Source organism: Paraburkholderia sp. NPDC080076 (assembly GCF_050281145.1).
Lineage (GTDB): Bacteria > Pseudomonadota > Gammaproteobacteria > Burkholderiales > Burkholderiaceae > Paraburkholderia.
The window spans coordinates 887,387-910,301 of the sequence record NZ_JBNNWQ010000002.1 but is presented as its reverse complement, the minus strand read 5'-3'; the positions used below and the strand labels follow the sequence as shown (position 1 = coordinate 910,301).

Below are 22,915 nucleotides of genomic sequence, written 5' to 3'. Positions count from 1 at the left end.
TTATACGGAACATAGCGGCACGCGGCCTCCGGGTACGCACAAAAAACGGTACGGGGTTTTAGAGGACAGGCGAAATGGAAAAATGGCTGGTGATATTGGGCATCTGGGCGATGTGCGCGACTTGCGCGGTGCTGTTCATCCGCGGCGCGACGCGTGGGCCGGGAAGGCGCGATGCCGAGGGACACACGCCCGCGGCATCGCGCGCATCGGCGAGCGACGCGCGGACCGCATTAAACGAGTGAATGGTCGCGTCCGGCGTTCCGTGCCGGACAGAGCGACGCCGATCTCCGGCTGGCACAGCGGCAGGACGCATGCACCGCCCGGCTCGACGCCGGGGCGTGGCTTAGGCGCGTGTCAATGTTTATGAAGCGGTTCGAACTGCGCGCAGCTGTCGCCGGGCGAAACGAGTTGATCGTGCAGCCGGCAAAGCCGGCTGTCCGCCACGCTCGCGCCGAACGCGGAACCGAACACCGCGAGACCCGGAATGCCCTGCTCTAACGAATCCCGCTTCTCAGCGCGATACCGGCAGCCCGCGCAGCACGGCGCGCGCGTTTCTTCGCGCGCCTGTGCCGTGTTGTCGATGCGGCCCGCGTTGCGCATCACGAGCCCTGCCCCAAGCTATTCCAGTACGGCGCGAACACGTGCGCGGACAGCGCGTAGCCGATGGCGATATTGACCACCACGCCCACTGTAAAGGCGAGGAACGGCTTCAGGCCGGTGGCGGTGAGCGAGCGTAAGCGCGTGGTCAGCCCGATGCTCAGGAAGCAGAAAGTGAACGCCCACGTGCGCAACGCCGTAATCGGCGCGACGAATTCCGGCGTCACCACCTTGCGGTAATCTGCCAGTGAATAGTGGCTGGCAATCCACGTCACCAGCGCCGACGCGATCACGAAGCCGATCACGAACTTCGGAAAGCGCGCCCAGATCTCGCCGGCATTGGCCTTCGCTTTGACGCCGCTGTCTTGGGACTCCCAGCGCGTCGTCGCGACGATCGCCAGCACGAACGCCCAGATCCCGATCCAGATATCGCGGCCGACTACTTTCATCAGCGTGAACGCCTGCAATGACGCCTCCGGCGCGCCCGCAATCGCGCCGCCCGCATGCTTCGCGAAATCGCCATACGCTTGCGCGGCCGCGATGCCGGCGGCGTCGGCGAATTCGGACGTGCCTATCCAGGCGCCGGCGACCGCGGTCGACAGTCCGAGCGAGCGGGACGCGAACGGCAACACGAAGATCATCACGATCGCCCACAGCACCACCAGCGTAATCGCCACCGAAGCCTGTTCGCGCTTGGCCCGCACCGCGCCGGCAATCGCGATCGCCGCCGAGACGCCGCACACCGCGCCGCCGACGCCGAGCACGGCGGCAAAACGCCGGTCGAGGCCGAATGCCTTCGCGGCAAAGAAAATCACGAAGAAGGTGACAAGCGAGACGATGGTCGCCTGCCCGACCGCCACCGGTCCCGCCCACACCAGCAATGTGAACGGCAACGTCGCGCCGAGCAGCACGATACCGACCTTGATATAAAACTCGACGCGCAAGCCGGCAGAAAACCATTCGGGCAGCGTGAACACGTTCGAGATCAGCAGGCCCAGCGCCAGCGCGACGAGCGGCGGCTCGAGGTTGTACTTCGACGCGTTGACCCACGCGCCGAGCGTGAAAATCAGCGCCGACGCGATGAACAGAATCAGGAACGACGCCAGGAACGCGCCGACCCGCTGCTTCAGCGCTGCCAGGCTCACGCCGAATAGCAGGGCGAACGTGATAAACAGTGCGGCATAGTTGGGCAAACGCTTGCCGATATCCTGCGCGGCCTGCGCCACGCTCGACCATTTGGCCGGCGCCACCGCCAGCCACTTAATGCTGCTGCCCGACGCGAACAGCGCCCAGGCGACCACGATCACCAGCAGGCCGACCCACACTGCCCACCAGTCTTCTGTCGAAAAAAGTCCGCCACCGTGCGTGCTGTGCCGATTCGTCGGCGCCGTGCCGGGTTGCAGCGTCGGATTGGTATCGCTCATCGCCATGCCCCGAGGAAGTTGAGGTGCATCGGCGCGGGAATGTTGGAGTTTTGCCTGAAGGTGCGCCGATCCGGCGAAATATAGGCGAGCGGCGTCGCAAAACGAAACGACCATTCGCTCTAAGAATATGACCGAAAGGAGTAACGACGGCGCCGGCCCGGCGACGCGCCTTAGATGTCGAGCGGATCGACTTCGAGATTCCACCGCAGCACGCCTTTCAGACCGCGCAGCAGCGGCTGCCAGGCACGCAAGGTCGCCTGCAAAGCGGCCCGCGACGCGCTCTCGATCAGCAACTGCGCGCGATGCACGTGCATCACCTTGACGATGGTGAGCGGCACGGCATCGTAGACGGTCACGCGTTCGGCGGCCGGAATACCGGTGAGTTCGGCCGCCGCCTGCTGCAGGAAGGCGAGCGCGGCTTCGAGCGTGCGGCCTTCGGCGCGCAGCAAAGCCTGATAGACGAATGGCGGCAAGTGCGCGTCACGCCGCTCGGCCAGCGTGGAGTTGGCAAAGCCGACGTAGTCATGGCGGCCTAGCGCGTGGTAGAGCGCGTGGCGCGGATAACGTGTCTGCACCAGCACTTCGCCGGGCAGACCCGCGCGGCCTGCCCGGCCGCTCACCTGCATCAGTTGAGCGAAGAGTCGCTCGCTCGCGCGGAAGTCGTGGGAAAACAGCGCGGTGTCGGCGTTCAGCACGCCGACCAGCGACACGCGCTGGAAGTCGTGACCCTTGGCGATCATCTGCGTGCCGACGAGGATGTCGACCTCGCCCGCATGGACGTCGGAAAACAGCGCTTGGGCGCTGCCTTTGCGGCGCGTGCTGTCGGCGTCGATTCGCAATATTCGCGCGCCGGGCACCGCGCTCGCCAGTGTTTCTTCGACGCGCTGCGTGCCTCGGCCCATCGGCGCGATGTCGACGTTGCCGCACTCCGGGCACGAGCGCGGAATGCGCGCTTCCCAGCCGCAATGGTGGCAGCGCAGTGCGCGCTCGGGCTTGTGGAGCACGACATAGGCGCTGCATCGCGGACAACCGGCGACCCAGCCGCAGGCATCGCAGGCAAGCTGCGGAGCGTAACCGCGGCGGTTCAGGAACACGAGGCTTTGCTCGCCGCGTTCGAGTCGCGCCTTCAGCGCGGCGATCAGCGGCCCCGACAAGCCTTCCACCGATGCCCGTCCACGCCGTCGCTCCTCTTCCAGATCGATCAGTTTGACCGTGGGCAGCACGGCCTCGGCGACGGCACGGCGCGACAACGTGAGCCGTTTGTAACGCCCCTGGTCAGCCTGCCACCAGCTCTCCAGCGACGGCGTGGCCGAACCGAGCACGACCGGCAGGTCGAGTTGCTTGGCGCGATAGATCGCCAGATCGCGCGCCGAATAACGCAAGCCTTCCTGCTGCTTGTAGGCCGGATCGTGCTCCTCGTCGACGACGATGATCGCGAGCTTGGGCAGCGACGCCAGCACCGCCAGTCGCGTGCCGAGCACGATGCGCGCGCGGCCGGTGTGCGCGGCGAACCAGTTGCGGGCGCGCTCGCCTTCCGCGAGACCGCTATGCAGTGTGACGATCGACGTGCCTTCGAGCGCGGCGAAGCGTGCGCGGAAGGCCGCCTCGAACTGCGGTGTCAGATTGATTTCGGGCACGAGGACGAGCGCCTGGGCGTCGGGCTTCGCGGCCAGTATCTCGGCGAGCGCGCGCAGATAGACCTCGGTCTTGCCGCTACCCGTCACGCCGTGCAGCAGGAACGGCGCAAAGCCTTCGGCGTCGCGGATTGCTTCGACGGCGGCCGCCTGCTCGTCGGTGAGCGTGGGCAGCGTGGGCGCGGGCGCGTCAAGCGAAGCAGCGGCGGCAAGGACGGCGGCGGCTTCAATGATGTCCAGCGCAACCCAGCCTTCCGCTCGCCACGCGTCGAGCGTTGCGATCGCTTTCGGGTGCAGTGCGCGGGCGTCGGCGGCAAGGAGGAATTCTGTCTCCGCCAAGGCTTGCGCCAGCTTGCGCAACGCGCTTGCCCGAGCCGGCACGGCATCGGGCAACGCCGTGCGGCCTTCAGGCGTCAGGCTGTAGCGCTCTTCCGGCGCGAACAGGCGCGACCAGCGGGACGCATCGCGCAGCGCCTGCGGCAACGCGGGCAACGCGACTTCCCCGAGACCACGCTGGTAATAGTCGGCAGCGAAGGCAGCCAGCTTCAGCCACTCCGACGATATCGGCGGACAAGCTGTGCATACGCTACTGACCGAGCGAAGACGGTCGGACGGTACGTCGCTGTGAGCGGTCACTTCGCAGACGAGCCCGACGACATGGCGCTTGCCGAACGGCACGCTCACCAGGATGCCCGGCGCGACGGGTTCGGGCGTGTCGCACCGGTAGTCGAACAGGGTCGGCAGCGGATGATCCAGCGCAACGCGGACGAACACGTCACTCACGCGCGCGTGGAGATCAGAAGAATGGGCGCGACACGACGCCGCATCTTGGTGCCCGTTACGCAGACGGTGAACCCGTCGAAGTTAAAGTAAAACTTCAATTTCGGCGCTAAGTTTTGGATTCCGCTGAACAATTGCAATCGGTCCGCGTGCCTGTGGATAACTTTGTTGAGAACTTTGCCCGGACAGCCCGGGAACCGCGCCGCAGCGGCCTTCTGTGGGATTCCGCACATTCTGTACTGATGCCGTGAAACCCTTGCCAGACAAGGCTTAGATCAAATGCGCCTGCAATGTGCAAGGGCCAGGACACGACTAAAGCTTCTACCGCGCCGCAGCGTGATGAATGTGCATAAGTCAAGTCTTGACTTTCTCAGGACCGCCATCTGACGGCCCGCTAGCTGCAAATTTTCCCTTAGGCCGAGAGCCCACTTCGCTGCATTGCAACAAAAATTGGTAACGATTACGGCTTCATACCGGTGCATGAGCGCCACTGCGAATCGCCCGGCTGTGACGATGCACCTCGTCGACGAGTTCGGCGACGTTCTCCGGCGGCGTGAACTGCGAAATGCCGTGGCCGAGATTGAATACGTGGCCCGGATGATTCCCGAAACTGTCCAGCACCGCACGCGCTTCCATGCGGATCGCAGCCGGCGGCGCGAACAGCACCGAGGGATCGATGTTGCCTTGTAGCGCCACCTTCCCGCCCACGCGCTCGCGCGCCTTGCTCAGGTTCACTGTCCAGTCGAGGCCGACCGCATCCACGCCGATCTCGGCGATCTCGTCGAGCCACAGGCCGCCGCCCTTCGTGAAGGTGATCACCGGCACTTTTTCGCCGTCGTGATCGCGCTTCAGCTGGCTCACCACCTGCTGGATGTAGTGCAGCGAAAAGCGTTGATAGACGCCGTCCGCCAGCGCCCCGCCCCACGTGTCGAAAATCATCACGGCTTGCGCGCCTGCTTCGATTTGCGCGTTCAAGTAAGCCGCGACCGAGCGCGCGTTGACGTCGAGAATGCGATGCATCAGATCCGGCCGCGCATAGAGCATCGACTTGACCGTGCGGAAATCCGCCGAACCGCCGCCTTCGACCATATAGCACGCGAGCGTCCACGGGCTGCCTGAAAAGCCGATGAGCGGCACGCGTTGACGGCCTTGGGCGTCGGTGAGCGCGGTGCGAATTTCGCGCACGGCGTCGGTCACGTAGCGCAGCGTCGCGTCGATGTCCGGCACCGCGAGGCGCGCGACGTCATCTTCCGTGCGTACCGGGCGAACAAACTTTGGGCCCTCGCCGGTCACGAACTCGAGGCCGAGCCCCATGGCGTCGGGCACGGTCAGGATGTCGGAGAACAGGATCGCGGCGTCGAGCGGGTAACGCTCGAGCGGCTGCAAGGTGACTTCCGTCGCGAACGCCGGGCTCTTTGCCAGACCGAGGAAACTGCCCGCTCGACCACGCGTGGCGTTGTATTCCGGCAGGTAGCGGCCAGCTTGCCGCATCAGCCAGATCGGCGTGTAGTCGGTCGGCTGGCGCAGCAGCGCGCGCAGGAAAGTGTCGTTCAGGAGTTTATGGGCCACGTTGCGTACGACTGAGGGCAAAGGGGCATTTTACCGGACCCGGCTCACAGCATCGTGCTTGATCCGGCCAATAACTGTTGTGCGCGTCGCTCGCGGCCGGTTTTCCGCAGGCTGGCAGTGGCGGCGCGACCTGGCTGAACGGCCAATGTTCAAGCGCGAATTGCCGGGCTATTATCCAACGGACTTACCAAACAATTACATACAACCAAGGAGACTCGATGAACAAGGCAGCATTCGCACTGCTCGGCGCGCTGGCCGGCGTTTTGATGCACGCAAGCGTGGCCGGGGCACAGACCAGCGCCACCGCCGCCGCGCCCTCGCGGCTCGACGACATCCTCGCGCGCGGCACGCTGCGCGCCTGCACGACTGGCGACTACAAACCGTACTCGTTCTATAAGACAGACGGCCAGTTCGAAGGCATCGATATCGACATGACGGAGTCGCTCGCTAAATCGCTCGGCGTCAAGACGGAGTACGTCAAGACATCGTGGTCGAACCTGATGAACGACTTTGTGGCCAAATGCGATGTCGGCGTGGGCGGCGTGTCGCCGACCCTCGAACGGCAAAAGCGCGCGTTTTTCACGGAGGCCTACATGGTCGACGGCAAGACACCGATCGTTCGGTGTGACGACGGCAACAAATATCAGACCGTGGCGCAGATCGACCAGCCGGCGACGCGCGTGATCGTCAATCCGGGCGGCACCAACGAGCGCTTCGCAAAACAGTACTTTCCGCATGCGAATCTGACCGTCTATCCGGACAACGTGACGATTTTCAAGCAGATCCTCGCCGGCAAGGCAGACGTGATGGTGACGGATGCGTCGGAGACCCTGTTGCAGCAGAAGCTGAATCCGGGACTTTGCTCGGTGCATCCGGACAAGCCGTTCCAGTATGGAGAAAAGGCCTGGTTGCTGCCGCGTGGCGATGTGGCGTTCCAGCAGTACGTCGATCAGTGGTTGCACCTTGCGCGCGCCACCGGCGAATACCAAGCTATTTCAGACAAATGGCTGAAGTAGCATAATGCGTTTTTCGGCCGCCTTACTTTTCGGTCTCCACTGTAAGGCGGCGTCGGTCGGGATACGCCAAAAGGACCTGCCTTACGCGCCAATCATGTAACGGTGCAGGGCGCTGTTAAGTAAAAGCCGAACAATAACGTCAAATCGATTAATCAGCGAACCGGCCCTTGTGCCCCGATTGCGTATAGGAGGGATGTTGCAACGCAGCCAGGCGACATTATTTGGATTCCGGAAATCGGTCCGGGCGGGCAAGCACCTGTAACACGGGCGATTCCTGTTCCAAAAGATGAACGTGCAACCATTTCATGCGGAATCGACTTAACGGATTACGCCGCATTATGCATCGCGAATAGCATCAATCATGCGTACGAAATTGCGAGCGAGTCATCGGTAAAAATTGCGTTTTAAACGTTTCCCTTTGGCAATTTATCCTGCAGCGCCTTATCTGGCGGGCGTTACAACCTGAAACACTTTGTTACCGCGCTCGTAGGTTAATTCGCCCACAATGCCCTCAACGGTTTCAACACGGATGTGGCTGGGTGCGTGGTGTGAGCGGATACGATGCACTTGCCGGTCGGCGTATGCCGAAGCCCTGTGAAGGGGCATCCCTGCTGGGGCCGTGTCGACGCAGGGTCGTCGTCTCAGTCGGTTCCTTCTTTGGTCTCCTCGCGCTAACCCCGTAGCGTGTGGTTTTTAGCGGGCTCCAGGCCCGCTTTTTTTTCGTCTGGCCAAACGTTTGCGCAGCGCGGTAAGGCGCTGTTTTGGGCATATTCGCGGTACTTGCGCGACCTTGCGCGGCAAACGGTTCGCCCTTCCGGTTTTATCTCTTGTACCTCATTGGTTGATCCGCTTCGTGCAATGATGTGCCGCGCGCGGACCAGCCGTTGAGCGTTACGCCGTCTTGTCTTCCCGCAGCTTCAATTCACTGATCATCTGCTCGCGCATGATGAACTTCTGCACCTTGCCGGTCACCGTCATCGGCAGTTCGTCGACGAAGCGGATGTACTTCGGCACCTTGTAGTGCGCAATCTGCCCCTGGCAGAACTGCTGGATCTCTTCAGCCGTCGCTTGCTCGCCCGAGCGCAATACGACCCACGCACAGACCTCCTCGCCGTACTTCGCGTCGGGCACGCCGAACACCTGCACGCTCTGGATCTTCGGGTGGCGGAACAAAAACTCTTCGATCTCGCGCGGATAGATGTTTTCGCCGCCGCGAATCAGCATGTCCTTCAGCCGGCCGACGATGTTGCAGTAGCCTTCGGCATCGAGCGTCGCCAGATCGCCGGTATGCATCCAGCCGTCGACAATGCTTTCGCGTGTCTTCGCCTCGTCACCCCAATAGCCCTGCATCACCGAATAGCCGCGCGTGCACAGTTCGCCGGTTTCGCCCACCGGCACGATCTCGCCGAGCGGGTCGACGATTTTCACTTCGAGGTGCGGCTGGATGCGGCCGACCGTCGTCGTGCGCTTGTCGAGCGGATCGGTCGTCGAGCTCTGGAAAGAGACCGGGCTGGTTTCCGTCATGCCGTAGGCGATGGTGATTTCGCCCAGATGCATTCGAGAGACGACCTTCTTCATGGTCTCGATCGGGCAAGGCGAGCCCGCCATGATGCCGGTGCGCAAGCGCGAAAAGTCGTAGGTGGCGAAGTTCGGATGGTCGAGTTCGGCGATGAACATGGTCGGCACGCCGTGCAACGCGGTGCACTGCTCTTCCGCGACCGCGGCCAGTGTTGCAGCCGGCTCGAAGCCCTCGCCCGGAAATACCATATTCGCGCCGACCGACACGCACGCCAGCACCGCCAGCACCATGCCGAAGCAGTGATACAGCGGCACGGGGATGCACAAGCCGTCCTGTTCGGTCAGCCGCATCGCCATCGCGATGTAGCGCGCGTTGTTCACCACGTTGCTGTGGGTCAGCGTCGCGCCCTTCGGATTGCCTGTGGTGCCGCTGGTGAACTGGATATTGATCGGCTCATGGCAGGAGAGCGTGGCGCCAATGGCCTCGAGCTTCGCCACGTCGAGCGACACGCGCCCCTGCTCGATCACGTCGGAAAAACTCACCATACCCGGCGTTTCGGTGTCGCACATGCGAATCACGTAGCGCAATTCCGGCAACTTAGCCGCGTGCAGTTCACCAGGCGCTTGCGTGGCCAGCTCGGGCGCGAGTTCCTGCAGCATTTCCAGGTACATAGACGTCTTGAAACGCTCGGCAGCGATGATCGCCTTGCAGCCGACCTTGTTCAGCGCGTACTCGAGCTCCGCAAGCCGATACGCCGGATTGATGTTGACCAGCACGGCGCCGATGCGCGCGGTCGCAAACTGAGTCAGCAACCATTCCACGCGATTGGGCGACCAGATGCCGACGCGGTCCCCCTTCTCGATACCGAGCGTGAGCAGCCCGGCCGCCAAAATGTCGACTTCTTCGGCGAACTCCTTCCATGTCCAGCGAATGCGCTGCTCGCGAAACACCACCGCCGGACGGTCCGGAAAGCGTGCGGCCGTATCGCGCAGAAACTGGCCGACTGTTGCTTCGCTCAGCGGGATATCGGTCGACCCACGGACATACGACAGTCCGTCTTTGGGTTCGATGAGTGCACCTTCGCCTGACACGTGCGTTGCCATGGTGTTGTCTCCGTGAGCTGAGCAGAAGCTCGCCTATTGAAATGAATTTGAAATCGATTGTGCCACCGGCGCGTGTCTGTCCGGCATCAAGTCTTACCCGCAGCGCATTTCCAGACTGCCAAGGCGTGGCGCCAATCGATTCGAAAACCCGATTTTGCTGACCTTTCCGTAAACGTCAAGCCGTGGTCAAAAAAAAGCAGCCCCGAAGGCTGCTTTCTCTCTGATGCGAATTGCTTTAGTTCTGACCGCGCAGCTTGCGCAGACGCTGAATCGCAGCGAGCTGAGCCGTCGCGTACGCGAGTTCCGCTTGCGCGGTTGCGTATTCGAGGTTCGAACCCGTGTTCTGCAGCGCTTCTTCCGCACGCTTGCGTGCATCTTCAGCCTTGGCTTCGTCGAGGTCCTTGCCGCGGATAGCCGTGTCGGCGAGAACCGTCACAGCGCCCGGCTGGATTTCGAGGATGCCACCGGCGACGAAGACAAACTCTTCTTCACCGTTTTCAGCTTCGATGCGCACCGCACCCGGACGAATCCGCGTGATGAGCGGCGTGTGGCCCGGCAAAATGCCGAGTTCACCTGCTTCGCCCGGCAGCGCGACGAACTTCGCCTGGCCCGAGAAGATTTGCTCTTCCGCGCTAACGACGTCTACTTTAATGGTTGCCATATCGACTCCTGGTGAGCGTAATTCGAGGGCACCGACATGGGTCGGCGCCCGCTTCTATACACCCGACCTTTACTGGATCTTCTTGGCCTTTTCGAAGGCTTCGTCGATCGTGCCGACCATGTAGAACGCTTGCTCCGGCAGGTGGTCGCACTCGCCGTCAACGATCATCTTGAAGCCACGGATCGTTTCCTTAAGCGGCACGTACTTGCCCGGCGAGCCCGTGAACACTTCAGCGACGTGGAACGGCTGCGACAGGAAACGCTGGATCTTACGAGCGCGCGCCACGGCGAGCTTGTCTTCCGGCGCCAGTTCGTCCATGCCCAGAATCGCGATAATGTCGCGCAGTTCCTTGTAGCGCTGCAGCGTTTGCTGCACGCCGCGCGTGATCGAGTAGTGCTCTTCACCGATCACGTGCGGGTCGATCTGACGCGAGGTCGAATCGAGCGGGTCGACTGCCGGGTAGATCCCCAGCGAAGCGATGTCACGCGACAACACGACCGTTGCGTCCAAGTGGCCGAAAGTCGTAGCCGGCGACGGGTCGGTCAAGTCATCCGCAGGGACGTACACGGCCTGAACCGACGTGATCGAGCCGGTCTTGGTCGACGTAATACGCTCTTGCAGCTTACCCATTTCTTCAGCCAGCGTCGGCTGATAGCCCACTGCCGACGGCATACGGCCGAGCAGTGCCGACACTTCCGTGCCTGCCAGCGTGAAACGGTAGATGTTGTCGACGAAGAACAGCACGTCGAGACCTTCGTCACGGAAGTGCTCAGCCATCGTCAGACCGGTCAGCGCGACGCGCAGACGGTTGCCCGGCGGCTCGTTCATCTGGCCGTACACCAGCGCGACCTTGTCCAGAACGTTCGAGTCCTTCATTTCGTGATAGAAGTCGTTCCCTTCACGGGTACGCTCGCCAACACCGGCGAACACGGAGTAACCACCGTGTTCCTTAGCGATGTTGTTGATCAGTTCCATCATGTTCACGGTCTTGCCCACGCCGGCGCCACCGAACAGGCCAACCTTACCGCCCTTGGCGAACGGGCAGATCAGATCGATAACCTTGATGCCGGTTTCGAGCAGTTCCGTCGACGGCGACAGCTCCTCAAACGCCGGAGCCTTCTGGTGAATACCGCGAACCACGTCCGAGTTGATCGGGCCGGCTTCGTCGATCGGGCGACCCAGCACGTCCATGATCCGGCCGAGGGTCGGCTTGCCGACCGGCACGCTGATCGGCTTGCCGGTGTTCTTCACCGTCGTACCACGGCGCAGACCGTCCGATGCACCCAGACAGATGGTACGGACGACGCCGTCACCCAGCTGCTGCTGGACTTCGAGGGTCAGTTCCGAACCTTCGAGAATGAGCGCGTCGTAAACCTTCGGCATGTGGTCACGCGGGAATTCCACGTCGATCACCGCGCCGATGCACTGTACGATCTTGCCTTCTACCAAAGCAGTAGTACTCATCGCTTTTCCTTTAGATACTCAATTCTTCACTTGCGCAAAGGCGCAGTTTCGGTGGGTGCGCCACGAAGGCGCACACGAAGCGGCATGCCTGACCGTCAAGGTCAGACTGCCGCCGCGCCACCGACGATTTCCGACAGTTCTTTCGTGATCGCGGCCTGACGGCTCTTGTTGTACACGAGCTGCAGTTCGCTGATGACCGTCTTCGCGTTGTCCGAAGCGGCCTTCATCGCGACCATCCGTGCCGACTGCTCCGATGCCATGTTTTCCGCGACGGCCTGATAGACCAGCGCTTCGACATAACGCACCAGCAGTTCATCCACTACTGCCTGCGCATCCGGCTCGTAGATGTAGTCCCACTGCGTGCTCGGCGTCGTGCCGTCTTCTTCCTGGCGCTCGAACTGATCTGCCGACAGCGGCAGCAGTTGCTCGATCACCGGCTCCTGCTTCATCGTATTGACGAAGCGCGTGTACGCCAGGTACACCGCCGAAACCTTGCCTTCCGAGTACAGGTCGAGCTGCACCTTCACCGCGCCAATCAGCTTTTCCAGATGCGGGGTGTCGCCCAACTGCACGACGTTCGACACCACATGGGCGCGCAGACGATTCAGGAAACCCAGCCCCCTGGTGCCGATCGCAGTTGCTTCGATCGTCTTGCCCTGGTCTTCCAAGTCCTTGAACTTCTGCAGCGACGCACGCAGCACGTTGGTGTTCATGCCGCCGCACAGACCCTTGTCGGTCGTGACGAGGATGATGCCGGCCGCCTTCGCGCCTTCGTTCGACACCATGAACGGGTGACGATACTCCGGGTTCGCACGGCTCATGTGCGCAGCGATATCGCGGACCTTGTCGGCATATGGGCGAGCAGCGCGCATGCGCTCCTGGGCGCGGCGCATCTTCGATGCGGCCACCATCTCCATCGCTTTCGTGATCTTGCGCGTGTTTTGCACGCTCTTGATCTTGCCGCGAATTTCCTTCATTCCAGCCATTGCTTGCTCCTTGTCGGCCCGAGTTAGCGCTTTAGCGGTTACTCGGGTCCCATGCAAAGCGATCGAAGTAGCGCGGGTTCAGTTTCCTGCGACCCGCGCCGCTTCAAGGTCCGTTATGCCTTGCGGATCACTCGCGGATCAATAAGCGCCGGACTTCTTGAAGTCTTTGAGAGCCGCATGCAGCAGGGCTTCGTCGTCCTTCGAGAGTTCCTTGGTATCTTCGATGCGCTTGACCAGGTCAGCGTGGCTCGACTTCAGGTGTTCGCGCAAACCCTTTTCGAACGGCAGCACTTGCGAAATTTCCAGATCGTCGAGGTAGCCGTTGTTCGCAGCGAACAGCGCAACCGCCAGTTCCCACACTTGCAGCGGCTGATATTGCGGCTGCTTCAGCAATTCCGTCACGCGGCGGCCGCGCTCCAGCTGCTTGCGGGTGGCTTCGTCGAGGTCCGAGGCGAACTGCGCAAACGCAGCCAATTCACGGTACTGCGCGAGGTCGGTACGGATACCGCCCGACAGTTTCTTCACGACTTTCGTCTGAGCCGCGCCACCGACGCGCGACACCGACACGCCGGCGTTAATTGCCGGGCGGATACCTGCGTTGAAGAGGTCGGTTTCCAGGAAGATCTGGCCGTCGGTAATCGAGATCACGTTCGTCGGAACGAATGCGGTCACGTCGCCTGCTTGCGTTTCAATGACCGGCAGTGCCGTCAGCGAACCGCTCTTGCCCTTCACTTCGCCGTTCGTGAACTTCTCGACGTACGCTTCCGAGACGCGAGCGGCACGTTCCAGCAAACGCGAGTGCAGATAGAACACGTCACCCGGGTAAGCTTCGCGGCCCGGCGGGCGGCGCAGCAGCAACGAGATCTGGCGGTATGCCCAAGCTTGCTTGGTCAAATCGTCATACACAATCAGTGCGTCTTGCCCGCGGTCGCGGAAGTATTCGCCCATCGTGCAGCCGGCGTACGGAGCGAGGTATTGCATCGCAGCCGATTCCGAAGCCGAAGCAGCCACGACGATCGTGTACTCCAGCGCGCCGGTTTCTTCCAGCTTGCGCACCACGTTCATGATCGACGAAGCCTTCTGGCCGATCGCGACGTAGATACAGAAGAGGTTCTTGCCCTTCTGGTTGATGATCGCGTCGACTGCGACAGCGGTCTTGCCGCACTGGCGGTCGCCAATGATCAGCTCACGCTGGCCACGGCCAATTGGCACCATCGCGTCGATCGACTTCAGACCGGTTTGGACCGGTTCCGAAACCGACTTACGCCAGATCACGCCCGGAGCAATCTTTTCGATTGCGTCGGCTTTCTTCGCATTGATCGGGCCCTTGCCGTCGATCGGGTTGCCCAGTGTGTCGACCACACGGCCGAGCAGTTCCGGGCCCACCGGCACTTCCAGAATGCGGCCGGTCGTCTTGACCACGTCGCCTTCCGAAATGTGTTCGTACTCACCCAGAATCACGGCGCCGACCGAGTCGCGCTCGAGGTTCAGTGCGAGACCGAAGGTATTGCCCGGGAATTCGAGCATTTCGCCCTGCATCACTTCCGACAGGCCGTGAATACGCACGATACCGTCGGTCACGGAGATCACAGTGCCCTGGTTGCGAACGTCTGCGCTCGCTTCAAGGCCCTGGATCCGGCTCTTGATCAGCTCGCTGATCTCAGAGGGATTGAGTTGCATTATTCGCTCCTGATAGTCAATTCTGTTGCGTGCCAGCCGCTTCAGCGCTTTAGGCGCTTCAGGCCGTCAGAGCCGTCTGCATGCTGACAAGCCGCGCGCGGACCGAGGTATCGAGCACTTCGTCGCCAACCGTCACGCGCACGCCGCCGATCAACGACGAGTCGATCTCGACCGTCGGCTTCAGCTTGCGTTTGAACTTGCGTTCGAGACTTGCGACGAGGTCGTTCAACTGCTCGCCTTCGAGCGGGAAAGCGCTGACGATCAGCACATCTGCCGCCCCTTCGCGGGCGTTCTTCAACTCTTCGAACTGCACAGCGATTTCCGGCAGCAATTGCAGACGATGGTTGTCCACCAGCATTTGCACCAGATTCTTCGCTTGCGCATTGTCCTTGAGCGGCGACTTGACCGCGGCCAGCAGCAGTTCGCTGACCTGGGCGCGGCTTACTTTCGGGCTCGAGGCGATCGACAGCACTTCGGGCAGACGCGCAACCTGTGCCAACTCCTGCACGAGCGTGGACCAGGCGGCGATGTCACCAGCTTCGGCCACGCCAAACAGCGCTTCTGCGTACGGACGGGCGATGGTTGCAAGTTCGGCCATGATCAGAGCTCGGCTTTCAGTTGATTCAGCAGGTCAGCGTGAGCTGCCTGGTCGACTTCGCGCTTCAGGATCTGTTCAGCGCCCTTCACAGCGAGTGCAGCGACTTCGCCGCGCAGCGTTTCGCGCGCTTTCACGACTTGCTGTTCCGCGTCGGCCTTCGCTTGCGCGATGATACGAGCGGCTTCAGCCTGTGCTTGAGCCTTGATTTCGTCAGCGACTGCCACAGCGCGCTTTTCTGCGTCTGCAATACGTTGCTGACCGTCGTTGCGTGCCTGAGCGAGTTCCTGGTCGACGCGCTTGTGAGCGGCTTCGAGTTCTGCCTTGCCCTTTTCAGCAGCCGACAAACCGTCAGCGATCTTCTTCGAGCGCTCGTCGAGGGCGTTGATCAGCGGCGGCCACACGAACTTCATCGTGAACCACGCGAGGATCAGGAACACGACCATTTGCGCAAACAGGGTTGCGTTGAGATTCACGGTGTTTCCTTAAACGTTGCTAGTTCGGAAAGTGAAACGGCAAGGCGCTCATCGATTCTGTATTCGATCAGCGCCCAAGTGCCCGTTCCGCCCTGCGCCTTTACCAGTTATAGCTCAGGCGCAAACTTCCGAGGAACCTCAGCCTGCCAGCTTCGACAGCAGCGGGTTCGCGAACGCAAACAGCATTGCCACACCAACGCCAATCAGGAACGCAGCATCGATCAGACCAGCCAGCAGGAACATCTTGGTTTGCAGCGGGTTCATCAGTTCAGGCTGACGTGCACATGCTTCGATGTACTTGCCGCCCATCAGGCCGATACCGATACAGGCGCCGATTGCACCCAGGCCGATGATGATGCCGATACCGATGGCGGTCAGACCCTGGATGTTGGCGATGAAAGCTTGCATGATCACTCCTTTGTGAAAAGTCTTTTAGAACTGGTTGGAACTGGGATTTAATAAAACAAAACTAAAAACAATTCGTCGTTCGACACGCCGTGATTAGTGGCTGTCGTGTGCCTGTCCGATGTACACCAGCGTCAGCATCATGAAAATGAACGCTTGCAGCAGAACGATCAGGATGTGGAAGATTGCCCAAACCGTGCCTGCGATGACATGGCCGATAAAGCCGAGCACTGACGCGTCCGCGCCGAAACCCCACATGCTGCCGAGCAGGGCAATCAGCAGGAACAACAGCTCGCCCGCGTACATGTTGCCGAACAGCCGCATGCCGAGCGAAACCGTCTTTGCGACGAACTCGATGATGTTCAATGCAAGGTTCGGGATCCACAGCAGCGGATGCGCGCCGAACGGAGCCGACAGCAGCTCATGCACGAAGCCGCCGGCGCCCTTGATCTTGAAGTTGTAGTAAATCATCAGCGCGAACACGCCGAGCGCGATGCCGAGCGTGCCGTTCAGGTCGGCGGTCGGCACGATGCGGTGATGGGGGATCACTCCCGAGAGGCCCAGCCAGCCGATCACACGGCCCGGCAGGTCGACGGGGATAAAGTCGAGCGAGTTCATCAATGCGACCCAGACGAACACGGTCAACGCGAGCGGCGCGATGAACGTGCGGGTGCCGTGGATCATCGATTTCGACTGATCTTCGACCATCTCGACCAGCATTTCGATCGCGCACTGGAAACGACCCGGCACACCGGACGTCGCCTTGCGGGCTGCCAGATGCAGGATGGCGATCGTGGCCAGACCGCAGACGATCGACCAGAAAAGGGTGTCCAGATTCCAGACGTGAATGTCGAAAATCGACGTCTGGTGCGCGGTGGAAAAGTTCTGCAAGTGGTGCGCGATGTACTCGGACGGATCCAGAGCGCGCGTGCCTTCGCTAGCTGCCATATCGTTAATGCCACCCAAATTGTCGAAAATCGTCTTAGCCCGAGCCCACAGCAATTCTGTGTTGCGGGAACGCGCCGGGTGCGGATCGTGTCATATCCGCACTCCTTACGCCAGCGCTGCGCGCCAGCCTGAATTTTTTGCTGCTACTTTTGTTGCTGCTACCTTAGCGCCAGGCTAAGGCGATCCAGTACGTCTTGAGCGCGACGAGGTAAGTCACGAGCAGCGGAACCCAGCGTACGTCGTGATACCAGAAGGCGATGGCTACAAACATCGCGATCGTTGTCCCCATCTTGAGCGCTTCGCCGATCATCCAGCTCATCACTGTTTCAGCGCCGCTCAGCGTTCTAAGTCGTGCCGCGAACAACGCGCCTGGCACCCAGCAGATCGCCCCCCCCAGGAACGCGGACAGCGCAGCAGCGCCCGGCGGCTTGTAAAACAGCCACCACACCAGCGTAGCACCCAGGGACAAAACCATTTGCGCCGCCACGACCTTGAAAGGCGTAACGCGCGATGGACGACTCACGTTGGGACCAAATAGCTTTTCAGCTTCAGCCCGCGTGAGCGGAACGATATTGTTATCTTGCTGCTCGACATCCCACGCTTCGTCAGGTGTCGCTTGCTGACCGGTGGACGCAACGGAAGCTTTGCGTTCATCGCGGTGTTCGTCGTGCCCATTCTTCGGCGCTTGATTCGACGTTTTGACCGCCATCGCAGTGTTCCGAAAGTCTTGTTCCAGCCCGCGAGCTTACGCTGCGCTTACGGGGTTCCCGTGCAATTAAATCCGGGCGATTGTAAGCGATAGTTGCAGGCAATTCAAGACTTTAGGCCGTTCAATAACCAGCGTGAAAAGCCTCTCCACCATGCGGGAACGACCGCTTCGCGGGGTGAAAGACGTCAAATGTAAGGCTGTCGGGGGGTGCAAAAACATGCGGTTTGACTCGGGTGAGTTTGCACGCGTCGAGAGGCCGTTTAAACGTCGTAGCAGACGTCTCGAAAATGCAACAAACGTAGATTTTCGCCTATGCAGGTGGACATGGCGGACGGCGCCGGGTAGGCGTGAAGTAGTGCGCGCTTATTCGTGAACTAACTGGTGTGTGACGATCCACGAGAAAGGCTTTCGCGAAGTATCTCGCTCCGCTCGCGTCCAATGAGTGCGCTAGTGAGTTGGCGGGCAGCTTTCAGCTTTTGCGTCGGGCACGCCCTCCTCCATGAGATTTATTCGCGCGGAGATTGCAGCATAACAACTACGCGGGTGCCCGCCATAATCCTCGCGGCCAATGAGTCCCGTTGGACGTCTCGATATATGAGCAATCCTGATTATCTAGCGCCGCTTTTATTTAGGAATCCATCGAACGTTGATATGGATCACCGATCGGTCGCAAAGTCCGATCAGTGCTCCATGCGTTTGTTTTGCAAGCCCGCCACCCCAAAGCACTCATGGCGTACCCAACAGCTTGCGATCGGCATTCAGGCCTATCGCAAGCCTATCAGGCGCCCTTCCCATTCGACTCGCCGATCAGGCAGTGGCGTTGCCACGCAACCGGACCAGAATGCCTTCCAGCGCGTCCAGATCACCGAAGTCCACCAGCACTTGCCCGCGCCCGCGTCGGCCGAGCTTGATCTTGACCGTCGCCGCCAGCAAGTCCGACAGCTCCTCTTCGAGCCGCCGCGTATCGCGGCCACCATCGGGATTTGCACGCGCCTTCACCGCTGGCGCAGTCTTTGTGGTCGCCGTCACCAGCTTTTCGGTTTCGCGCACCGACATGCGCTTGTTGACGACCTGGTTGGCCAGTGTGATCTGGGTCGCGGCGTCGACGGCCAGTAGCGCACGAGCATGCCCCATGTCCAGATCGCCAGCCAGCAGCATCGTCTGTACGGGCGACGCGAGGTTGAGCAAACGGAGCAGATTCGATACCGCACTACGCGAGCGTCCGACCGACTCCGCAGCCTGTTCGTGCGTAAAATTAAACTCGTCGAGCAAGCGCTGGATGCCTTGCGCCTCTTCCAGCGGATTCAGGTCTTCACGCTGAATGTTCTCGATCAGCGCCATCGCGGCGGCGGCCTGGTCCGGCACGTTCCTCACCAGCACCGGCACTTCGTCGAGGCCCGCGAGACGCGCCGCGCGAAACCGCCGCTCGCCGGCGATGATCTCGTACTTGTCCGCCGACACAGGACGCACGAGGATCGGCTGCATCACCCCCTGAGCGCGGATGCTGGCCGCCAGTTCCTGCAATGCGCCCTCGTCCATACGCGTACGCGGCTGATACTTGCCCGCCTGCATCTTGCTGAGCGGCAGCACGTTGGGTGCACCTTCGATCGTCACCGCCTCGGTAATGTCAGCGGTGCCACCCAGCAATGCTTCCAGGCCGCGACCCAATCCCTTTTTTCTCGCTACTGCATTCATCGTGCTTCCTCGATCCGCTTAGGATGCTTGGGGCGCGTCATTCAATGCGCGCACCCGCTCAATCATTTCTGCGCCGAACTGCACATACGCCTGCGCACCGCGCGATGCCCTGTCGAACACCACGCCCGGCAAACCATAGCTGGGTGCCTCGGCAAGACGCACGTTACGCGGGATCACCACGTCGAACACCTTGTCGCCGAAATGTTCTTTCAGCTGATCTGAAACTTGCTGTTGCAACGTGATGCGCGGATCGAACATCACGCGCAGCAGACCGATCACCTTCAGGTCGCGGTTCAGGTTCGCGTGCACCTGTTTGATCGTGTTGACCAGATCGGACAAGCCTTCGAGTGCAAAGTACTCGCATTGCATCGGAATCACGACGCCGTGCGCGGCGCACAGGCCGTTGAGCGTCAGCAGCGACAAAGCCGGCGGGCAGTCGATCAACACGAACTCGTATTCGTTTTCGACCGCCGCGAGCGCGGCCTTCAATTGACGCTCACGGTTCTGCACGCTGACCAACTCGACCTCGGCCCCCGCGAGTTCGCGGTTCGCGGGCAGCACGTCGTAACCGACTGCTTCCGGCCGCACCCGCGCATCGGCCACTGCGACGCCGTCGACCAGCACTTCGTAGACGGTGTTGGCGCACGCTGCTTTATCGATGCCACTGCCCATCGTGGCGTTGCCCTGCGGGTCCAGGTCGATGAGTAGGACTCGCTGTCCCTGCGCTGCCAAGCTCGCGGCCAGATTGACTGTGGTCGTCGTCTTACCGACGCCGCCTTTCTGGTTCGCAACGCAGAAGATTTTTGCCATCGTTGGTGTGTCCCTTTTGCAGCTTGGATGAAGTAAAAATCGTGGGTGATACTGATGCGACGTTGCGGCTCGCCGGCGCCAGCCTCCAGCCCGCTAGGCGCCCGCGTCTACCAAAACCTTGATCAGGTGCCGCTCGGCGTCGAGCGAAGGCACGTTCAGCCGAATAATCTGTTCCACGTGGGCGCCCGCCGGCAAGCGTTCGACCTCGCCGTCCGGCCGCACCCCTTTCATGGCCCAGATCGCGCCCTGCTCCGCAACCAGATGACGGGCCAGTGTAACGAAATCCGCGAGCTCTGCGAATGCGCGCGAGACAATTACGTCGAACTTTGCCGGTACTTCGGCGCCCGGCCGCAAAGTCTCGACCCGGCCGGTCACTACCGAGAGGTTCGTGAGGCCGAGTTCGGCCTTGGCCTGTGCCTGAAAAGCCGTCTTTTTATGAACGATGTCGTTCACGGTGACGGTCCATTCCGGCAGAACGATCGCCAGCACGATGCCTGGCAGGCCACCGCCGGAGCCGACATCGAGTACGGAGGACGGGCCGAGCGGAGCCAGATACGGCACGATCGAAAGCGAATCCAGAATGTGCTGAATTAGCATCTGCCGCGGATCGCGGATCGCCGTGAGGTTGTAGACGGCATTCCACTTCGACAGCAACGCGACGTAGTCGAGCAGCTTGCCCAGTTGCGCGCTGCTCAAGTTAAGGCCGAGTTCGCGAACACCGTCCTCTAGCAACGGCGCCAGTGCGTCCCTACCACCTCCCTTCTGGCTCACCGTCATTGCGTCACCGGCGCACTGTCGGTACCCGGCTCGGTGGGTTTCGTCGGACGACGACCCAAGCCGCGCTTTAGATGGACCATGAGCAAGGAGATCGCTGCCGGCGTAATGCCCGAAATGCGCGACGCCTGGCCAATGGTTTCGGGGCGGAATTGCGTCAGCTTCTGGCGCGCTTCGAACGACAGTCCTCGGACTTCCGCGTAGTCCAGCCCCTCGGGCAGACGCGTGCTTTCGTGCGCCTCGTTTCGTTCGATTTCGCCTGCCTGGCGGTCGATATAGCCCTGATATTTGATGCCGATCTCGATCTGTTCCTTGATCTGAGCGAGCAGCACGTCGTCTTCTGCCAAGGTTTCAGGCGCGGCACATGCGCCGGCGCGCAATCCGCAAACCCCGTCGTACGACACGCCGGGGCGACGCAGCAGATCCGCCAGGCTGTACTCGTGGTCAATCGGCTTGCCGAGCAAGGCCGTCGCTTCGTCAGCCGGTAATGTCTTAGGATTCACCCAGGTCGTGCGAAGACGCTCTGTTTCACGTGAAACAGCGTCGCGTTTGTGGCCGAAAGCGTCCCAACGCACGTCGTCAACCACGCCCAACTCACGGCCAACCTCGGTTAGACGCATATCCGCGTTGTCTTCACGCAGGCTCAGACGGTATTCAGCACGGCTCGTGAACATGCGATACGGCTCGGACACGCCACGCGTCACCAGATCGTCGACCAGCACACCGAGGTAGGCCTGATCGCGGCGCGGGCACCATGCTTCCTTGCCTTGCACAAACAGACCCGCATTGATCCCCGCCAGTAGACCCTGTGCGGCCGCCTCTTCATAGCCGGTCGTGCCGTTGATCTGACCCGCGAAGAACAAACCATTGATCACCTTGGTTTCCAGCGACGCCTTCAGCCCACGCGGATCGAAGTAGTCGTACTCGATTGCATAGCCCGGCCGTAGGATATGTGCGTGCTCCAAGCCGCGCATCGAGCGTACAAGCTCCAGTTGCACATCGAACGGCAAGCTGGTGGAAATTCCGTTGGGGTAGAACTCGTTGGTCGTCAGCCCTTCCGGTTCGAGAAAGATCTGATGCGATTCCTTCGACGCGAATCGGTGAATCTTGTCCTCGATCGACGGGCAATAGCGCGGCCCCACTCCTTCGATCACGCCGGTGTACATCGGCGAACGGTCGAGACCGCCGCGGATGATGTCGTGCGTACGCTCGTTGGTATGCGTTACCCAGCACGGCACTTGTCGTGGATGTTGCTCGACGCGACCGAGAAACGAGAACACCGGTACCGGATCCAGATCGCCCGGCTGCTCTTCGAGTTGCGAGAAATCGATCGTACGGCCGTCGATACGAGGCGGCGTCCCCGTCTTCAGGCGCCCTTGCGGCAGCTTCAATTCCTTGAGGCGAGCAGACAGCGACACCGCCGCCGGATCGCCGGCGCGGCCACCGGTGTAGTTGTTCAAACCCACGTGAATCTTGCCGTCGAGGAATGTCCCCGCCGTCAAAACCACCGCACGTGCGCGGAAACGGATGCCCACTTGCGTGACGGCACCGACGACGCGATCGCCCTCCACCATCAGATCGTCGACTGCCTGCTGAAACAGCCACAGGTTCGGCTGGTTCTCGAGCCGATGCCGGATAGCCTGCTTGTACAGCAGACGGTCAGCCTGAGCGCGCGTCGCGCGAACGGCCGGGCCCTTCGACGAATTCAGGATGCGGAACTGAATGCCGCCCTCGTCCGTCGCGGCCGCCATCGCACCGCCGAGCGCGTCGACTTCCTTCACAAGATGACCCTTGCCAATACCGCCAATCGACGGATTGCAGCTCATCTGGCCGAGGGTTTCGATGTTGTGGGTCAGCAGGAGCGTCGTATTGCCCATGCGCGCCGAAGCTAAAGCAGCTTCGGTACCGGCATGACCGCCGCCGACGACGATTACGTCAAATTCTGTGGGAAAGAGCATCGCGGATCTCACGCCAGATCGTCGCGTGAGCCTTTCAAAGGAAAATGTATGGGCGAATTATAACGGGTTCGGTTTAGGCCCGAATTTCGTCCGAATAGCCAACCAACAAAAA

20 protein-coding genes are annotated in these 22,915 nt (G+C 61.3%); 2 read left to right on the top strand and 18 right to left on the bottom strand.

The genetic code is table 11. The features are described from left to right. Window positions 1–74 precede the first annotated feature (74 nt). Window positions 75–242, top strand: a complete 168-nt coding sequence (locus tag ACQKRQ_RS11415; RefSeq protein ID WP_165923883.1) for a hypothetical protein — start codon at window positions 75–77, stop codon at window positions 240–242. Between the two features lie 112 nt (window positions 243–354). On the opposite strand, the gene ACQKRQ_RS11410 is transcribed toward ACQKRQ_RS11415, so the two are convergent. From ACQKRQ_RS11410 to hemE, 4 genes are all read right to left on the bottom strand, one after another. Then, the gene (locus ACQKRQ_RS11410) at window positions 355–600 is read right to left on the bottom strand and encodes a hypothetical protein (protein WP_427477171.1); all 246 of its coding nucleotides are present in this window, start codon (window positions 598–600) and stop codon (window positions 355–357) included. Further along, the gene (locus tag ACQKRQ_RS11405; RefSeq protein WP_427476967.1) at window positions 600–2,021 is read right to left on the bottom strand and encodes a YeiH family protein; all 1,422 of its coding nucleotides are present in this window, start codon (window positions 2,019–2,021) and stop codon (window positions 600–602) included. Before ACQKRQ_RS11405 ends, ACQKRQ_RS11410 begins: the two co-directional genes overlap by 1 nt. A 170-nt stretch (window positions 2,022–2,191) precedes the next feature. Beyond that, entirely contained in the window at window positions 2,192–4,438 is a 2,247-nt protein-coding gene (locus ACQKRQ_RS11400; protein WP_427476965.1) for a primosomal protein N', read from the bottom strand. A 465-nt stretch (window positions 4,439–4,903) separates the two neighbouring features. Beyond that, window positions 4,904–6,004, bottom strand: coding sequence for a uroporphyrinogen decarboxylase (gene hemE / locus ACQKRQ_RS11395; protein WP_132376541.1), 1,101 nt, complete (start codon window positions 6,002–6,004; stop codon window positions 4,904–4,906). Between the two features lie 218 nt (window positions 6,005–6,222). Between hemE and ACQKRQ_RS11390 the strand changes: the two genes are divergently transcribed. Then, window positions 6,223–7,020: a transporter substrate-binding domain-containing protein gene (locus ACQKRQ_RS11390; RefSeq protein WP_427476963.1), complete on the top strand. Its 798-nt coding sequence runs from the start codon at window positions 6,223–6,225 to the stop codon at window positions 7,018–7,020. Window positions 7,021–7,911: 891 nt separating this feature from the next. On the opposite strand, the gene ACQKRQ_RS11385 is transcribed toward ACQKRQ_RS11390, so the two are convergent. The 14 genes from ACQKRQ_RS11385 to mnmG form a co-directional block, all read right to left on the bottom strand. Continuing rightward, window positions 7,912–9,642 carry an AMP-binding protein gene (locus tag ACQKRQ_RS11385; protein WP_427476961.1) on the bottom strand — a complete coding sequence of 577 codons (1,731 nt, stop codon included), beginning with the start codon at window positions 9,640–9,642 and terminating at the stop codon, window positions 7,912–7,914. A gap of 235 nt (window positions 9,643–9,877) precedes the next feature. Next, window positions 9,878–10,303 (bottom strand): F0F1 ATP synthase subunit epsilon, encoded by a 426-nt coding sequence (locus ACQKRQ_RS11380; protein ID WP_012434800.1) that lies wholly within the window; start codon window positions 10,301–10,303, stop codon window positions 9,878–9,880. A gap of 69 nt (window positions 10,304–10,372) precedes the next feature. After that, window positions 10,373–11,767 (bottom strand): F0F1 ATP synthase subunit beta, encoded by a 1,395-nt coding sequence (atpD, locus tag ACQKRQ_RS11375; RefSeq protein ID WP_427476958.1) that lies wholly within the window; start codon window positions 11,765–11,767, stop codon window positions 10,373–10,375. A 101-nt stretch (window positions 11,768–11,868) separates the two neighbouring features. Continuing rightward, window positions 11,869–12,753: a F0F1 ATP synthase subunit gamma gene (gene atpG, locus ACQKRQ_RS11370; protein ID WP_132376537.1), complete on the bottom strand. Its 885-nt coding sequence runs from the start codon at window positions 12,751–12,753 to the stop codon at window positions 11,869–11,871. Window positions 12,754–12,891: 138 nt separating this feature from the next. Beyond that, window positions 12,892–14,433 (bottom strand): F0F1 ATP synthase subunit alpha, encoded by a 1,542-nt coding sequence (atpA, locus tag ACQKRQ_RS11365; RefSeq protein WP_132376536.1) that lies wholly within the window; start codon window positions 14,431–14,433, stop codon window positions 12,892–12,894. A 58-nt stretch (window positions 14,434–14,491) separates the two neighbouring features. After that, a complete protein-coding gene (locus ACQKRQ_RS11360; protein ID WP_427476956.1) occupies window positions 14,492–15,031 on the bottom strand; it encodes a F0F1 ATP synthase subunit delta in 540 nt (179 codons plus the stop codon). A gap of 2 nt (window positions 15,032–15,033) precedes the next feature. Beyond that, window positions 15,034–15,504, bottom strand: coding sequence for a F0F1 ATP synthase subunit B (locus tag ACQKRQ_RS11355; protein ID WP_006050845.1), 471 nt, complete (start codon window positions 15,502–15,504; stop codon window positions 15,034–15,036). A 138-nt stretch (window positions 15,505–15,642) separates the two neighbouring features. After that, the gene (gene atpE, locus ACQKRQ_RS11350) at window positions 15,643–15,912 is read right to left on the bottom strand and encodes a F0F1 ATP synthase subunit C (RefSeq protein WP_007180033.1); all 270 of its coding nucleotides are present in this window, start codon (window positions 15,910–15,912) and stop codon (window positions 15,643–15,645) included. 93 nt (window positions 15,913–16,005) lie between these two features. Beyond that, window positions 16,006–16,857 (bottom strand): F0F1 ATP synthase subunit A, encoded by an 852-nt coding sequence (gene atpB / locus ACQKRQ_RS11345; RefSeq protein ID WP_132376534.1) that lies wholly within the window; start codon window positions 16,855–16,857, stop codon window positions 16,006–16,008. 163 nt (window positions 16,858–17,020) lie between these two features. Next, on the bottom strand, window positions 17,021–17,566 hold the full coding sequence (locus ACQKRQ_RS11340) for an ATP synthase subunit I (protein WP_132376533.1): 546 nt from the start codon (window positions 17,564–17,566) through the stop codon (window positions 17,021–17,023). An 807-nt stretch (window positions 17,567–18,373) separates the two neighbouring features. After that, window positions 18,374–19,261 (bottom strand): ParB/RepB/Spo0J family partition protein, encoded by an 888-nt coding sequence (locus tag ACQKRQ_RS11335; protein WP_408284651.1) that lies wholly within the window; start codon window positions 19,259–19,261, stop codon window positions 18,374–18,376. An 18-nt stretch (window positions 19,262–19,279) separates the two neighbouring features. After that, window positions 19,280–20,071, bottom strand: a complete 792-nt coding sequence (locus ACQKRQ_RS11330; RefSeq protein ID WP_132376531.1) for a ParA family protein — start codon at window positions 20,069–20,071, stop codon at window positions 19,280–19,282. Between the two features lie 93 nt (window positions 20,072–20,164). Beyond that, entirely contained in the window at window positions 20,165–20,848 is a 684-nt protein-coding gene (rsmG, locus tag ACQKRQ_RS11325) for a 16S rRNA (guanine(527)-N(7))-methyltransferase RsmG (RefSeq protein WP_427476950.1), read from the bottom strand. Then, window positions 20,845–22,803 (bottom strand): tRNA uridine-5-carboxymethylaminomethyl(34) synthesis enzyme MnmG, encoded by a 1,959-nt coding sequence (gene mnmG, locus ACQKRQ_RS11320; protein WP_427476948.1) that lies wholly within the window; start codon window positions 22,801–22,803, stop codon window positions 20,845–20,847. The genes rsmG and mnmG overlap by 4 nt, the downstream gene beginning before the upstream one ends. Window positions 22,804–22,915 lie beyond the last annotated feature (112 nt).

Excerpts from the sequence above, each read along its gene's own strand:
- ACQKRQ_RS11415 (WP_165923883.1), top strand. The coding sequence starts at position 75 with ATGGAAAAATGGCTGGTGATATTGGGCATCTGGGCGATGTGCGCGACT.
- ACQKRQ_RS11410 (WP_427477171.1), bottom strand. The coding sequence starts at position 600 with ATGCGCAACGCGGGCCGCATCGACAACACGGCACAGGCGCGCGAAGAA.
- ACQKRQ_RS11405 (WP_427476967.1), bottom strand. The coding sequence starts at position 2,021 with ATGAGCGATACCAATCCGACGCTGCAACCCGGCACGGCGCCGACGAAT.
- ACQKRQ_RS11390 (WP_427476963.1), top strand. The coding sequence starts at position 6,223 with ATGAACAAGGCAGCATTCGCACTGCTCGGCGCGCTGGCCGGCGTTTTG.
- ACQKRQ_RS11385 (WP_427476961.1), bottom strand. The coding sequence starts at position 9,642 with ATGGCAACGCACGTGTCAGGCGAAGGTGCACTCATCGAACCCAAAGAC.
- ACQKRQ_RS11380 (WP_012434800.1), bottom strand. The coding sequence starts at position 10,303 with ATGGCAACCATTAAAGTAGACGTCGTTAGCGCGGAAGAGCAAATCTTC.
- atpD (WP_427476958.1), bottom strand. The coding sequence starts at position 11,767 with ATGAGTACTACTGCTTTGGTAGAAGGCAAGATCGTACAGTGCATCGGC.
- atpG (WP_132376537.1), bottom strand. The coding sequence starts at position 12,753 with ATGGCTGGAATGAAGGAAATTCGCGGCAAGATCAAGAGCGTGCAAAAC.
- atpA (WP_132376536.1), bottom strand. The coding sequence starts at position 14,433 with ATGCAACTCAATCCCTCTGAGATCAGCGAGCTGATCAAGAGCCGGATC.
- ACQKRQ_RS11360 (WP_427476956.1), bottom strand. The coding sequence starts at position 15,031 with ATGGCCGAACTTGCAACCATCGCCCGTCCGTACGCAGAAGCGCTGTTT.
- atpE (WP_007180033.1), bottom strand. The coding sequence starts at position 15,912 with ATGCAAGCTTTCATCGCCAACATCCAGGGTCTGACCGCCATCGGTATC.
- atpB (WP_132376534.1), bottom strand. The coding sequence starts at position 16,857 with ATGGCAGCTAGCGAAGGCACGCGCGCTCTGGATCCGTCCGAGTACATC.
- ACQKRQ_RS11340 (WP_132376533.1), bottom strand. The coding sequence starts at position 17,566 with ATGGCGGTCAAAACGTCGAATCAAGCGCCGAAGAATGGGCACGACGAA.
- ACQKRQ_RS11335 (WP_408284651.1), bottom strand. The coding sequence starts at position 19,261 with ATGAATGCAGTAGCGAGAAAAAAGGGATTGGGTCGCGGCCTGGAAGCA.
- ACQKRQ_RS11330 (WP_132376531.1), bottom strand. The coding sequence starts at position 20,071 with ATGGCAAAAATCTTCTGCGTTGCGAACCAGAAAGGCGGCGTCGGTAAG.
- rsmG (WP_427476950.1), bottom strand. The coding sequence starts at position 20,848 with ATGACGGTGAGCCAGAAGGGAGGTGGTAGGGACGCACTGGCGCCGTTG.
- mnmG (WP_427476948.1), bottom strand. The coding sequence starts at position 22,803 with ATGCTCTTTCCCACAGAATTTGACGTAATCGTCGTCGGCGGCGGTCAT.